The following is a 13,780-nucleotide window of genomic DNA, read 5'->3' on the forward strand; positions in this document are numbered from 1 at the left end:
CGGCCCCTGGTTCAGCCCTGCCGGAAGCGGTTGATCGTATCGCGCGTCTGCAGCGCGGCGCGGCGCGCGGCGGCAGCGAAGTCCTTCTCGCGGCTGGCGTACAGGATGGCCCGCGACGAGTTGATCATCATGCCGGTACCGTCGGCGCTGCGGCCGGCCTTGACCGTGGCCTCGATATCGCCGCCCTGGGCACCGATGCCGGGAATCAGCAGCGGCATGTCGCCGACCAGCTCGCGCACCTTGGCGATCTCGTTGGGGAAGGTCGCACCGACCACCAGCCCCATCTGCCCGGTGGTGTTCCAGCGCGCCGCGGCCTGTTCGGCGACCAGCTGATAGATCGGCTTGCCTTCGACCTGCAGGAACTGCACGTCCGAGCCGCCCGGGTTCGAGGTCCGGCACAGCACGATGACGCCGCGCTCGGGGTAGGCAAGGTACGGCTCCACCGAATCGAAACCCATATAGGGGCTGACCGTGACCGCGTCGGCCTGATAGCGCTCGAACGCCTCGATCGCGTAATGCTGCGCGGTCGAGCCGATGTCGCCGCGCTTGGCGTCGAGGATCACCGGGATGCCGGGATGGGCGTCGTGGATATAGTGGATCAGCTGTTCGAGCTGATCCTCGGCGCGCTGCGAGGCGAAGTAGGCGATCTGCGGCTTGAAGGCGCAGACCAGGTCGGCGGTGGCGTCGACGATCTCCCGGCAGAACGAGAAGATCGCGCCGCCGGCGCCGGTCAGCGACAGCGGCAGCTTGCCCGGGTCCGGATCGAGCCCGACGCACAGCAGCGAATCGTTGCGCCGCCAGGCCTGGGTCAGCTGCTCGGTGAACGGGACGGGAGGAACGTAAGGACGGGTCATGGATCGCTCGAATGCGTGGCATCCGCGCCCGGGATGGGCGGCGGCGGACCGTTGGCCATCATGCGCCGGCCTGCGGGCCTGTCCACGGATATCGCGGGAATATCCCGGGAATAGCGTTGGGCAAGCGCGCGGCCGGCGACGGTCGGGTCGTTGCCGGCAATTTTACCCGTTGCATGCTATCTTCCTTGCGCTTTTCCCACCGACGAACCCAATAGAAAGAGCGGTAACGCACCGGTAACCGCCTCCCTCCATGACTCTCGATCGCCGCAACCTTGCCCTGCTCGTCGCCCTGACGCTCGCCTGGGGCGTCAACTGGCCCGTGATGAAGATCGGCGTGGCGCATTTCCCGCCGCTGGGTTTCCGCCTGCTGTGCATGGGCGGGGGCCTGATCGCGCTGGGGCTGGCGCTGCGCGCCAAGGGCATCCCGCTGACGCTGCCGCGCGAGACCTGGGGCACGGTGTTCAAGCTGGCGCTGCCGAACATGGTGATCTGGCATCTGCTGGCGATCGGCGCGGTCAAGATGCTGTCGTCGGGCCGCGCCGCGATCCTCGGCTACACGATGCCGATCTGGGCCGTGGTCTGGGGCCTGCTGCTGTTTCGCGAGCGCATCTCCGCCTGGGCCTGGGTCGGCATCGGCTGCGCGCTGGCCGGCACGCTGCTGCTGATGTCGAGCGAATTCGGCGCGCTGACCGGCAGCCCGACCGGCACCGTGATGATGCTGGCCGCCGCGGCCGGCTGGGGCTACGGCACCCAGCTGATGAAGCGCACCCCCGTCGATATCCCGCTCGGCACGCTGACCTTCTGGATGCTGGCCGTGGCCCTGCCCTTCCTGCTGGCCGGCACGCTGCTGTTCGAGGACGGCTGGCGCATGCCGAACGCGATCGAATGGGCGGCGATCCTGTACAACGCGGTGGTCGTGTTCGCCTTCTGCCATCTGGTGTGGTTCGCGCTGGCCCGCTCGCTGCCGCCGGTGGTGTCCAGCCTGTCGATCATGTTCATCCCGGTGGTCGGCGTCTTCTCGGGCATGTGGATGCTGGGCGAGCAGCCGCACTGGCAGGACTACGCGGCCATCGTGCTGATGTTCGCCGCGCTGGCCTCGGTGCTGCTGGTGCCGCTGCTGATGCCGCGGCTGCGCCGTCGGGCCTGAGGCGCGGCCGAGCGGTACCGCAACGTCGCGCCCCGGCCACGGGGCCGCTTCATTGAGATTTCACTTAACAAACGCGGTCGCGTTGGGCTACACTCGCGCCCATCCATAATCCCGGAGAAATTACGTGGGCAGTAGCATCGGGTGTTCGAGTTGCCGCGGCAAAGCCGCGACCTCCACGAATGCCATGTCTCTGCGGGCTGCGTAACGACGACCCGTCCGGACCACCCAAGGTCGGACGCTCGCCGAACCCGCCCGCAGCACACTGCGGGCGAGTGTTTTTCCGTACTGCCACCGACGGCCATCGACCCGGTCGATTCGATCGATTCGACGCATTCGATCGATCCAGCAAGGCCCGCCGCGTGGTTGCGGACTTCCCTCTCCCGGCTTGCCAGCCATCAACGGCAAACGCCATCGCCTTGTGCGGCCCGTCCGCGCAGCGCGATCACGCTTGCCTTCGAGCCCGCCATTCGCTGTCGCGAAGGGTGCGGCCCGGCCGTGCCGCAAGCCTGCCTGCCGCTTTTCTTCATCGCACGGCATAAGGAATACCGGGGATGATCAATCTGTTCGTCCTGCAGAAAGGCCGGCTCGCCCAGGAGCAGGTCGACGACCGCAACGAGTTGCTGCAGCACAAGCCCATCTGGATCGATGTCGTCAGCCCTGACGACGAGGAACTGGACTGGATCAAGGAAGCCTACGGCGTGGCCCTGCCCGAGCTCGAGGATCTCGGCGACCTCGAAGCCTCGGCGCGTTATTTCGAGGGCGAGGATGAAAACATCCATATCCGCACCGACTTCCTGCTCGACGAGGACGAGGTCTCGCGCAACGTGCGCGTGGCCTTCGTGCTGACTCCGAACGTCCTGTTCTCGATCCACGACGAAGACCTGCCGGTGTTCCGGCTGGTCCGGCTGCGCGCGCGCATGCGGCCCGGCTCGGTGCGCAATGCGAAGGACGTGCTGATGGATCTGTACGCGACCGACGCCGAATATTCGGCCGACTCGATCGAGGAGATCTACGAACGGCTGGAGGACGCCAGCAAGCGCGTGCTGGCCGAAAACGTGACCGACGCCGCCGCGGCCGATGTGCTCGAGACCATCGCGCGCGAGGAAGACCGCAACGGCCGCATCCGGCGCAACGTGATGGACACCCGGCGGGCGCTGTCCTTCCTGATGCGCAGCCAGCTGCTGTCGGCCGAGCAGCAGGACGAGGCGCGCCAGATCCTGCGCGATATCGATTCGATCGAGAACCACACCGCGTTCCTGTTCGACAAGATCAACTTCCTGATGGACGCCACGGTCGGTTTCATCAACATCAACCAGAACAAGATCATCAAGCTGTTCTCGGTGGTGTCGGTGGCCCTGATGCCGCCGACCCTGATCGCCAGCGTCTACGGCATGAACTTCAAGGTGATGCCCGAGCTGGACTGGGCCGCCGGCTATCCGTGGGCGATCGCGCTGATGGCGGTGTCGGCCGCGATTCCGCTGATCTATTTCCGCCGCAAGGGCTGGCTCAGCTGATAGCCGCAACGCCCCGCCGCGCTGCCGGATTGCCTCAATCCGGCAGCGTGGCCGATCCCATCCGGCGCGCGATGATGCCGGCCTTGGCGCGGAAGTTCAGGCGCACATGGGCGCAGTACTGCTTCTTGTCGAAGCATTTCGGCGCCGGCAGCGCCGCTGCCAGGCGCGCCGCCTGACCCACGCTCAGGCGCCCGGCGCCGGTCTTGAAGTAGTGGCGCGCCGCCGCCTCGGCGCCGAATACGCCCTCGCCCCACTCGACCGAGTTCAGATAGATCTCGAAGATGCGCTGCTTGTCGAGCCAGAACTCCAGCATCCAGGTGATCAACAGCTCCTGGCCCTTGCGCAGGTAATGCTGCTCGGGCGACAGGAACAGGTTCTTGGCCAGCTGCTGCGTGATGGTGGACCCGCCGCGCACGATATGGCCGCGCTTCTTGTTGCGCTCCCATGCGTCGAGCATCGCGTCGAGGTCGTAGCCCGGATGATTGACGAAATCCGCATCCTCGCTGGCGATCACGGCGCGCTTCAGATTGCGCGAGATCTCGCCATACGGCACCCATTGCCGCTCGATGCCGCAGCTCCAGACGTTCCAGCCGCACAGGCGCCAGCGCTCGGCGCGCATGAACGAGGTCGGGCCGGGATCGACCACCTGCCACGCCGCGATCTGCAGGAAGAAATAGACCTGCATCGCCACCACGCCGGCGAGCACGCTGCCCACCAGCCACGCGAGCCAGCGCAGCGGCGCGGAAGCGCCCGCGCGCGCGGACGCGGCGGCGGCACGGGAACGGACGGCGCGTTTGCGATTGGCCAAGGCGGTACTCGCGTCGGTCAGGCGATCGGCGTAGCGGAAGTAATGGGATGCGTGGGCTCAGCGTCCGGCCTGCGCCTCGGCGCGCAGCGCGGCCCGCAGTTCGTCGAGCACCGAAGCGGTGTCGGGATGCACGCCGCGCCAGAGATAGAACGCCTGCGCCGCCTGTTCGACCAGCATGCCGAGCCCGTCGGCGGTGCGCGCGCCTTGCGCCGCCGCGTATTGCAGGAACACGGTCGGCTCGGCGCCGTACATCATGTCGTAGGCCAGCACGCCCGCACCGAGCAGCGCCTCGGGCACCGGCGGCACATCGCCCTGCAGGCTGCCTGCGGTCGCGTTGATCACCACCTGGCAGCCATCCTCCTCGGACAGCCCGGCCAGCGCATCGAAGCCGCCGCCCCATAGTTCGACGCCGGCCTCGCCGGCGGCCTCGGCAAAGTTTTCCAGCATCTCGCTGGCACGCTCCGCGGTGCGATTGGCCACCACGATGCGTTCGGGGCGGCAGTCGATCAGCGGCAGCATCGCGCCCATCGCGGCGCCGCCGGCTCCCAGCAGCAGGATCCGCTGCCCTTCGAGCTCGGCGCCGAGATGGTCGACGATGTCGCGCACCAGGCCGATGCCGTCGGTGTTGTCGCCGTGCAGCAGGCCGTCCTCCATCCACAGCGTGTTGACCGCGCCGGCGGCCTCGGCGCCGGGCGTCAGCCGGTCTGCCAGTTCGAACGCCTGGACCTTGAACGGCGTCGTCACGTTCAGGCCCTGGCCGCCCTCGGCAAAGAACTGGCGCACGGTGTCGGCAAACCCGTCCAGCGGCGCCAGCAGCCGTTCGTAGCTGAGCGCCTGCCCGGTCTGGCGCGCGAAGGCGGCGTGGATCTGCGGCGAGCGGCTGTGCGCGATCGGATTGCCGACCACGGCATAGCGGTCCACGGCGAGGTCTGCGTTGGGCATTTCGGTAGAGGTAGACATTTATCGGCCTTGCAGCCGGGTTTCGAGCCCGCTGCGCGAGAACTTGAACGTCGAAATCACTTCGAGAATATCGTAGCGGGCCCGCATCTCCGGCGAAAACTCGCCGAAGGGGGCCGCGGCGCGCACGATCGCGATGGCCTGGCGGTCCAGCGCCGGGTTGCCGGAGCTCTTGACCAGCTCGACACCGTCGACGCGATAGCCGCCGCGCTCGTAACCGAGCCGGCCGTGCCGGTCCACGTTGATCACCACGATCAGCTCGCCGTACAGCGGCTGCCCGCCGCGGCGCGGAAAGTCGGCGGTGCCGCGCGCCTCGATCTTCTTGCGCAAGCGGTCGTAGTAGCGCGCGTAGACCACCTGCTGTGCGCTGGTCGCCGTGATCTGGTGGCGCTTGGGCCGGCGCGCGTAGTGTTCCAGATTGCGGCCGATCTCGGCCTCCAGACGCGCCATCTCGTCGAGCGAATCGTGCTCGTCCTGCCCGCGCGCCGGCGTATCGAGCCGCCGTTCGCCCGGGCGCAGCGGCTGGCTGTGGACCGGCGGCGCGCTCTCGCGCAGCTGCGTCATCAGCCGTTGCTGGCGCTCCTCGAGCAGATCGACGCGGCGCTGCACCTGGCGCACCAGATCGCCCTCGCGCGGTACCGTCTGCGCCGGCAGCGGCGTGCTGGCGCGCTGCCGTTCATGGTCGCCGCCGCCATCGAGATCGGCCTGGGCCAGCGCGGCGGGCTTGAGCGGCTGCTGGCCGGACTTGGCGTTGACCAGCACCACGTCGAGCGCGGTATCGCTGCGCTTGATCTCGAAGGCCTCCGGCGCGCCGAAGCGCACCGCCAGCAGCAGCGCATGGACGGCCAGCGAGATCGCGATGGCCCTGGCCATCGTGCTGCTGCCTTGCCACCACTGGCGGGAAGCGCGAGCGAGATTCACGGCGGGCCCGGATCAGGAGGCAGCGGAGCCGCTGTCGGGTACGCCGTTGGGCGCGCCGTTGCGTGCGTCGGCGCTGTCGTCGGGGGCGGCTTCCGTGCCCGGCTCGATGCCCGCACCGTCCACCGTCTCCGGCACCGTCTCGGCACCCTGCTCGGCGGCCTCTTCCGCGGCCTGCTCGGCGGCCACCTCGGCGGCGGCTTCGGCGGAGACCTCCGCCGATTCCTCGTCGCCCTCGAGCTCTTCGGCCGGCACCTCGCCTTCGCCGGCGAACACTTCCAGCACCCGGCAGCTGACTTCCAGCGTCAGCTCGTCGGTGCCGGCGATTTCGAGCAGCACCTGCGTGCCGCGCGCGGCCTGCGCGAGTTCGGGCACGCGCGTGACCAGCGGAATCTCGGCAAAGCGCACCGCGCCGTCCTTGAGCACGGTCGCCATCATGCGCTCGCGCTTCTCCTGCGCGAGCCAGCGCAGGCACCAGTAGCGCTCCATGGTCGACTGGTGCTCGGCATAGGCCGCATAGGTGCCCTCGAAGTCCGCCACCGCGGCGAGCAGGTCGGCGTCCTTGGGCTTGAACGGCGCCACCAGCTTGGCGGTGATGCCATGCTGGGCCGCCGCGATGATCTGCCACTGATTGACCAGATCGACGTAGCGACGCAGCGGCGAGGTGCTCCACGCATACTGCGCGACGCCCAGCCCTTCGTGCGGGGCCGGATAGGTCTGCATCCGGGTCCGATGCATGCCCCAGGCCTTCTGCGTGCGGTAGATGCCCGGCACGCCATGGTCGGCGAGCAGCTTGCCCCAGGTGCTGTTGGCCAGGATCATCAGCTCGGCGACGATCTTGTCCAGCGGCGACCCGCGCTTGCGCTGCTCGATGCGCACGCGCTGGCTGCCGTCGGGCTGCTCGTCCAGATAGAAGCTGTAATCGGCGCGGCTGTGGGACTCGGGCCGCAGGCCGCTGGCGATGCGCGCGCGCTGGCGCTCGTCGTACAGGAAATTGGCGAAGCCCCACAACGCGGTCAGCGCCTCGCGGAACGGATAGTCGCCGCTGCCCTCGGTCAGCGCCTGTTCGGTGACGACGTCATCGAGCAGGTTGTGGCGCAGATTGGCGGCGATCTGCACCATCTCGGCGCGGGTCTCGCTGGCCAGGATCTGCTGCGCGGCGGGGTCGTAGATCACGTACAGCGACAGTGCCGGGCACAGCCGCCCTTCCTGCAGCGTGTAGCGCTCGACCACCGCGTCGGGCAGCATCGTGATCTTGTCGCCGGGGAAGTACACGGTCGACAGCCGCTGCCGCGCGATCGCGTCGAGCGGGTCGCCGCGGCGGATGCCGAGACCGGGCGCCGCGATATGGATGCCGATGCGCAGGCGCCCGTCTTCCAGCGGCATCACCGACAGCGCGTCGTCGATCTCGGTGGTGGTGACATCGTCGATCGAAAACGCCTCGACCGGGGCCTGCGGCAGATCGCCGCCGGGCTCCGGCACCGCGATCTCGGGAAAGCCGGTGCCCTTGGGGAAGCATTCGGACAGGAAGCGGGCCTCGTGCAGCGCGCGCGCGTTCGGCACGCCGCCGACCTCGATCATCAGCCGCATCGGCGACTTGCCGATCGCGGTGCAGGCGGCATCGAGGGCCTTGTATTCGAGACTGTTCTTGTCCGGCTTGAACAGCAGCGTCAGCACCTTGCCGCGGAACGCCTCGGGCAGCACGCCGGCCTTCAGCTGCTGTTCGTATTCGGCCTGCACCAGCGCCTGCTGGCGCTTGCGCTCGAGCCCGGCCAGCGCCGCCTTCAGCTGGTCCTCGGGCGCGCGCTGGTAGCGGCCGCGGCCCTTGCGGCGGAAGTAGACCGGATTGCCGTGCAGCGCCATCGCGAGCGCCGCCTGCTGCGCGGGGCTGGCGGCGGCGCCGTAGTACTCGGCGGCCAGTTCGGTGAAGCCGAACTCCTGCTCGGGGGCGCATTCCCACAGGAAATCGAGATCGATCTCGCCGGTCAGCGCCGCGGTCTGCGACAGCAGCTCGGCCGCACTCGGCTGCGCGAACTGCAGCAGCACGTCGCGCGACTTGACCTTGGTGCGCTTGCCCGCGGGCAATTCGACCTGATAGGCCTCGCCTTGCTGGTTCAGCACGGTACCGGCGCGGATCTCGCCGCCTTCCTCGAACAACAACTGCATGGGATCGGGTCTTTCAGATATGCCGGAAACCGGGCGTCGGCGAGGCGCGCTGCCCGCCTCGGAAATGGATAAGCGTCACCGCCCGGCACGGGCCGGGCGGGGGGTCATCGGCCGCGCGCATGGGGCGCGGCGGCCGGTCGTCAATGATACCGTACCGGGCTGCCGCGGCCGTCTGCCCGGCCACGCAACAAATCGTGTCCGGCCGGGCCCGCTGCCCGCTGCTGCCCGCAAGCGCGACGTCAGATCGACATGCCGCCGCTGGCCTCGATCGCGGTGCCGTTGATATAGCTGGCGTCGTCGCTGGCAAGGAACGCGTAGATGCTGGCGATCTCCTCGGGCTCGGCCAGGCGGCCCAGCCAGCAGGCCTGCTTCATGCCGTCGAGCACCTTGTCCGGCACCGTCTGCAGGATTTCGGTGGCGACAAAGCCCGGGCACACCGCGTTGACGCGCACGCCCTTGGGGCCGAGCTCGCGCGCCCAGGTCTTGGTCAAGCCGATGACCCCGAACTTGCTGGCCGCGTAATTGGTCTGGCCGAAATTGCCGTACAGGCCGACCACGCTGGAAGCGTTCAGGATCACGCCGCGGCCCTGCTCGATCATCGGCGCGGCGACCGCCTGCGCGCAGTGGAACACGCCCTTCAGGTTGACATCGATCACCGCGTCGAACTGCGCCTCGGTCATCTTGACCAGGCGCGCATCCTTGGTGATGCCGGCATTGTTGACCAGGATGTCGATGCGCCCGTGCGCGGCCAGCGTCGCCGCGACCATCGCGTCGACCTGGTCGCGCTGCGTCACGTCGACCCGGTGCGCGCCGACGGTCGCCCCCTCGGCGGCCAGCTGTGCGGCGGCCTGCTGGACCCGCTCGGCGTTGACGTCGCACAGGATCACGATGGCGCCCTCGGCGGCGAAGCGCCGCGCGGTCGCAAGGCCGATACCGGCGGCGGCGCCGGTGACGATGGCAATCCGTCCCTGAAGTTTCATCGTTGTGTTCTCGTGGTAGTGGGGTTGGCAGTCGTGATCGTGTTGTCTATCGCGGCGGCCGCATCGGCACCGGCATGCCGGACGCGGTGCGCGGCGCCGGCCGCGTGGCCAGGTCGGGCAGGAACACCTCGGTCACCAGCATCACCCCGGCGCCGCGCCGGAACACCGAGCGCCGCGCCGGCAGCATGATCGACGCCAGTTCTTCGTCGAACTCGGGCAGCGCGCGACGCAGCCGCTGCGCCAGCGGGTGATGCGGCAGCAGGCGGGCAAATTCGAACGGGTCGCGGCGCACGCGCGGATCGACGAACAGCGCGCCGCCCAGCGGCCGGTCGCCCAGTCCGCCGAGAAACGGCCAATCGCGGCGCGCATGGCGCGGATGGACGATGGTGTGGCCGAACACCGCCGGCGTGTTGTCGCAGACCAGCAGCACGTCGCGGGCGATCACGGGCAGCGGCGCGCCCAGCCCCAGCATGTGCCACTCGTCGGCCAGCGGGCGCTCCATCCGCTGCGACAGCTTGCTGAGGCGAAAGCGCGACGAGGCGGTGATCAGCCGCGCGGTCAGCGAGCCTTCGCCGGTGATCCAGCGCCGCAGATTGGCGCCCAGCGCCGCATCGAACGGCAGATGCCCGCTCCAGGCACAGCGGCGCACGCGCGCCGCGGATGCGTCAGGCATTGCCGCCGTCCTTGCGCGCGCTGCCGTTGTCGCTGCCGTTGTCGCTGCCGTTGTCGTTGCCGTAGCCGTAGCCGCAGAAGTCCAGCACCTCGTCGACATAGTCGGCGAACTCGCTGATGCCGTGGTCGCTGCCCTCGATCACGCGGATGCGCGCGCCCGGGCAGGACGCCACCATCTCGCGGTAATCGAGCACCTCGTCGCCGGTCGCGGCGATCAAATAGAAGCGCTCCGGGTTGCTTAACGTATCGACGCGCAGATCCAGCAGCTCCTGCAGATGGCGGCGCTCGACGTTGACCGAGCCGCCGCCATGCCACAGCGGCTGCTCGCCAAGATGGCGTTCGAGATCGGTCCACGGATGCACGGCGGGATTGAGCAGCACCGTGGGGCAGCCGTGCCGCTCGCCGAGCCAGCGCGCGTAGTAGCCGCCGAGCGAGGAGCCGACGATGGCCAGCGGGCGATCGCTCTGCCCCGAGCGGCGCGCCGCGGCGATCGCGGCCTCGGCCTGTTCGATGGCCCGGGCCGGCGATACGTCCAGCATCGGGCAGGCGTAGTAGCGGCCCAGGCCCCGCTCGCGCAGCCGTTGCTGCACCAGTTGCGCCTTGAACGAGCGCGGCGAGGAACGGAATCCGTGCAGATACAACAGCATCGGCGCCGCTCCGCTCAACCGTTGGCCGGCGTGGCCAGCGCGTCCAGCAGCTTTTGGTGGACGCCGCCGAAGCCGCCGTTGCTCATCACCAGCACGTGGTCGCCCGGCCGCGCCGCGGCGCGTACCGCGGCCACCAGCGCGCCCAGATCGTCGAACGCCGCGGCGCGCTCGCCCAGCGGCGCCAGCGCCTCGGTCAGGTCCCAGCCCAGCGCGTCCTTGCCGCTGGGCGCGCCATAGCCGAACACCAGGTCGGCCAGTTCCAGGCTGGCCGGCAGCTGGGCCTTCATCACGCCCAGCTTCATCGTATTGGAGCGCGGCTCCAGCACCGCCAGGATGCGGGCCGCGCCGACGCGCCGGCGCAGGCCGTCGAGCGTGGTCTGGATCGCGGTCGGATGGTGGGCAAAGTCGTCGTAGACGGTGACGCCGCCCGCCACGCCGCGCACTTCCATGCGGCGCTTGACGTTGGCAAAGCGCCCCAGCGATGCGATCGCCTGCGCCGGCGGCACGCCGACGTGGCGGGCGGCGGCGATCGCAGCCAGCGCGTTCATCCGGTTGTGCACGCCCTGCAGCGCCCATTGCACGCGGCCGACCACGGTCTCGCCATGCCAGACATCGAAGGCGTCGAGCGCAGCGCCCGGCTCGGCAGCATCGCTGGCGCGCCAGTCGCCGGTGCCGAACTGCTCGACCTCGCTCCAGCAGCCGCGCTCGATCACGCGCGCCAGGCTCTCCTCCAGACCGTTGACCAGCAGCCGGCCCTGGCGCGGCACGGTGCGCACCAGATGATGGAACTGGGTCTCGATCGCAGCCAGATCGGGGAAGATGTCGGCGTGATCGAATTCGAGGTTGTTCAGGATCGCGGTGCGCGGCCGGTAATGGACGAACTTGCTGCGCTTGTCGAAGAAGGCGGTGTCGTACTCGTCGGCCTCGATCACGAAGAAGTCGGACGGCGTGACCCGGGCCGACACGCCGAAGTTCTGCGGCACGCCGCCGACCAGGAACCCGGGCTCGTAGCCGGCGTCCTGCAGGATCCAGGCGAGCATCGACGTGGTCGTGGTCTTGCCATGCGTGCCGGCCACCGCCAGCACCCACTTGCCGCGCAGCACATGCTCGCCCAGCCATTGCGGGCCGGACACATAGGGCAGGTTGCGGTCCAGGATCGCTTCCATCAGCGGATTGCCGCGCGAGACCACGTTGCCGATCACGAACAGGTCCGGCTCCAGCGACAACTGGGCCGGATCGAAGCCCTCGATCAGTTCGATCCCCTGCGCCTCGAGCTGCGTGCTCATCGGCGGATAGACATTGGCGTCGCAGCCGGTGACGCGATGGCCGGCCTGCTTGGCCAGCACGGCGAGGCCGCCCATGAAGGTGCCGCAGATACCGAGGATATGAATATGCATGGGGATCGGTGAACAGCCGGATGGAAAGCGAGGGTTGATGGCGCGAGCCCGCGGCGAAAGGCCAATGCCGGCTCGACTGCGGGGTTCGATGGCGGGCAACGGCGGCGGGCAAGGATGCGCGGGACCTGGCATCGGCGCGACCGACCGTGTCGCAGTGCCGCATTGTACCGTGCGTGTCGGGCCGGGTCCGCAGCGGGAGTATCATCGCGGAATGTCACGACGTACCCCCATCGATCCGGCGCGCGTGCGCAACGAGATCGCGCAAGCCGCCGCCCGGATGATCGCCGAAGACGGTGCCGACTACGCCACCGCCAAGCGCAAGGCCGCCCGCCAGCTGCTCGGCGACGCCCGTATCGGCGGCGACTGGCTGCCCGACAACGAGATGGTCGAGGACGAGGTGCGCGCCTATCAAGCGCTGTTCCATGCCGACAGCCAGCCGCGCATCCTGGCGCTGCTGCGCCGCGTGGCGCTGCTCGCGATGCAGGATCTGGCCGCTTTCCGCCCGTATCTGGCCGGGGCGGTGCTCAACGGGACCGCGACCGAACATTCCGACATCCACCTGCAGTGCTTCTGCGACAGCCCCAAGGACGTCGCGCTGCATCTGCTGAACGCCGGCGTGGATTTCGATACCAGCGAGACGCGGCACTTCGCCAACCGCGGCGAGGTCGAGACGCTGAGCTTCCTGTGGCGCGGCCAGTGGCCCGCGCTGCGCGAGGCCCGCCTGCTGGCCGGCGAGGTCAGGACCGAACTGGGCGCGCCAGTCGGCATCCATATTGCGCTGTACGACGCCAATGATGAGCGCGGCGCACGCGGCGAGCCCGGCGGCCGGCCGCTGCGGATCGACGAGGGCGCACTGCGCACGCTGATCGCCGCCGACGAAGCGGCGGCCCGCGATGCGGGCGCCGACGCCGATTCGATATAAACTGCGGCGATCTCGCGCCATTCTTCCGTCTTCTTTAGCCGATGCCACGATGAAAGCCGATCCGTCGACTTCCCCGCCTCCGTCCCCGTCCGCCCAGCCGGTGCGGCGCGGCCGCCTGTCGTTCTGGCTCGCCATCGCCGTCGCGGCCGCGATCGCCGGGGCCGTGGTCGGCCACCGCGTCTTTTCCCCGCAGCCGGCCAGCGACCAGGCCGTCGAAACGCTGTATCGCACGGAGCTGCCGGACGCGGACGGCAAGCCGCTGCGCCTGGACACGCTGCGCGGCAAGACCGTGGTGGTCAACTTCTGGGCGCCCTGGTGCGGCCCCTGCGTCGAGGAGATGCCGGACCTGACCGCGCTGCACAACGAATATCAGTCGCGCGGCGTCGAATTTGTCGGCATCGGCATCGATTCGGCCAGCAATATTCGCGAGTTCGTCCAGAAGGTGCCGGTCGCCTACCCGCTCGCGGTGGCCGGATTCGCTGGCACCGAGCTGACCCGCAGCTTCGGCAATGCCGCGGGCGGCCTGCCTTATACGGTGGTGATCGATCCGGAAGGCGTGGTGCGGATGCGCAAGATGGGCCGCGTGATGCCCGATGAACTGCGGGCCGTACTACCGAAGCGTTGACGGGGGCGCGGCGGGCGACAAGGCCGGGAAACGCCGTTTTGCCGGCTTCTGCGGCGAAACAGGCCGCAATTGCCCTGATTTGTTTTGGCGTGCCGCCAAGAACGTCCCGATGCGGCGCGCACTGCCCCTCGAAGGCGGAATCCGCGGATCCGCCTTGTACCGTGTGCTAGACA

13 protein-coding genes are annotated in these 13,780 nt (G+C 69.0%); 4 read left to right on the plus strand and 9 right to left on the minus strand.

The genetic code is table 11. The features are described 5' to 3' along the window. Positions 1 to 11 precede the first annotated feature (11 nt). Positions 12 to 854 (minus strand): orotidine-5'-phosphate decarboxylase, encoded by an 843-nt coding sequence (gene pyrF, locus J5T34_RS12970; protein ID WP_174104586.1) that lies wholly within the window; start codon positions 852 to 854, stop codon positions 12 to 14. Positions 855 to 1,104: 250 nt separating this feature from the next. Between pyrF and J5T34_RS12975 the strand changes: the two genes are divergently transcribed. Both J5T34_RS12975 and corA read left to right on the plus strand, forming a co-directional pair. Continuing rightward, positions 1,105 to 2,001, plus strand: coding sequence for a DMT family transporter (locus J5T34_RS12975; RefSeq protein WP_208580101.1), 897 nt, complete (start codon positions 1,105 to 1,107; stop codon positions 1,999 to 2,001). 551 nt (positions 2,002 to 2,552) lie between these two features. Continuing rightward, positions 2,553 to 3,515 (plus strand): magnesium/cobalt transporter CorA, encoded by a 963-nt coding sequence (corA, locus tag J5T34_RS12980; protein WP_208580102.1) that lies wholly within the window; start codon positions 2,553 to 2,555, stop codon positions 3,513 to 3,515. Between the two features lie 34 nt (positions 3,516 to 3,549). On the opposite strand, the gene mtgA is transcribed toward corA, so the two are convergent. The 8 genes from mtgA to mpl form a co-directional block, all read right to left on the minus strand. Then, on the minus strand, positions 3,550 to 4,251 hold the full coding sequence (gene mtgA / locus J5T34_RS12985) for a monofunctional biosynthetic peptidoglycan transglycosylase (RefSeq protein WP_208580178.1): 702 nt from the start codon (positions 4,249 to 4,251) through the stop codon (positions 3,550 to 3,552). 129 nt (positions 4,252 to 4,380) lie between these two features. Continuing rightward, complete coding sequence (gene aroE / locus J5T34_RS12990) at positions 4,381 to 5,265, minus strand: shikimate dehydrogenase (protein ID WP_208580179.1); 885 nt, start codon at positions 5,263 to 5,265, stop codon at positions 4,381 to 4,383. Between the two features lie 18 nt (positions 5,266 to 5,283). After that, positions 5,284 to 6,153: an energy transducer TonB gene (locus J5T34_RS12995; protein WP_208580103.1), complete on the minus strand. Its 870-nt coding sequence runs from the start codon at positions 6,151 to 6,153 to the stop codon at positions 5,284 to 5,286. 60 nt (positions 6,154 to 6,213) lie between these two features. After that, positions 6,214 to 8,364, minus strand: a complete 2,151-nt coding sequence (locus J5T34_RS13000; RefSeq protein ID WP_208580104.1) for a ribonuclease catalytic domain-containing protein — start codon at positions 8,362 to 8,364, stop codon at positions 6,214 to 6,216. Between the two features lie 239 nt (positions 8,365 to 8,603). Further along, positions 8,604 to 9,344: a 3-oxoacyl-ACP reductase FabG gene (fabG, locus tag J5T34_RS13005; protein WP_208580105.1), complete on the minus strand. Its 741-nt coding sequence runs from the start codon at positions 9,342 to 9,344 to the stop codon at positions 8,604 to 8,606. A gap of 46 nt (positions 9,345 to 9,390) precedes the next feature. After that, on the minus strand, positions 9,391 to 10,017 hold the full coding sequence (locus J5T34_RS13010) for a chorismate--pyruvate lyase family protein (RefSeq protein WP_208580106.1): 627 nt from the start codon (positions 10,015 to 10,017) through the stop codon (positions 9,391 to 9,393). After that, positions 10,010 to 10,663, minus strand: a complete 654-nt coding sequence (locus tag J5T34_RS13015; RefSeq protein ID WP_244258873.1) for a YqiA/YcfP family alpha/beta fold hydrolase — start codon at positions 10,661 to 10,663, stop codon at positions 10,010 to 10,012. The genes J5T34_RS13010 and J5T34_RS13015 overlap by 8 nt, the downstream gene beginning before the upstream one ends. 14 nt (positions 10,664 to 10,677) lie before the next feature. Further along, complete coding sequence (gene mpl / locus J5T34_RS13020; RefSeq protein WP_208580107.1) at positions 10,678 to 12,060, minus strand: UDP-N-acetylmuramate:L-alanyl-gamma-D-glutamyl-meso-diaminopimelate ligase; 1,383 nt, start codon at positions 12,058 to 12,060, stop codon at positions 10,678 to 10,680. A 211-nt stretch (positions 12,061 to 12,271) separates the two neighbouring features. Between mpl and J5T34_RS13025 the strand changes: the two genes are divergently transcribed. Together J5T34_RS13025 and J5T34_RS13030 are read left to right on the plus strand one after the other, a co-directional pair. After that, positions 12,272 to 12,982: a UDP-N-acetylmuramate--alanine ligase gene (locus J5T34_RS13025; RefSeq protein WP_208580108.1), complete on the plus strand. Its 711-nt coding sequence runs from the start codon at positions 12,272 to 12,274 to the stop codon at positions 12,980 to 12,982. A gap of 49 nt (positions 12,983 to 13,031) precedes the next feature. After that, positions 13,032 to 13,607, plus strand: coding sequence for a TlpA family protein disulfide reductase (locus tag J5T34_RS13030; protein ID WP_208580109.1), 576 nt, complete (start codon positions 13,032 to 13,034; stop codon positions 13,605 to 13,607). Positions 13,608 to 13,780: the final 173 nt, after the last annotated feature.

Origin of the sequence: Cupriavidus gilardii (genome assembly GCF_017598945.1) — a bacterium.
GTDB classification, from domain to species: Bacteria; Pseudomonadota; Gammaproteobacteria; order Burkholderiales; family Burkholderiaceae; genus Cupriavidus; species Cupriavidus gilardii_E.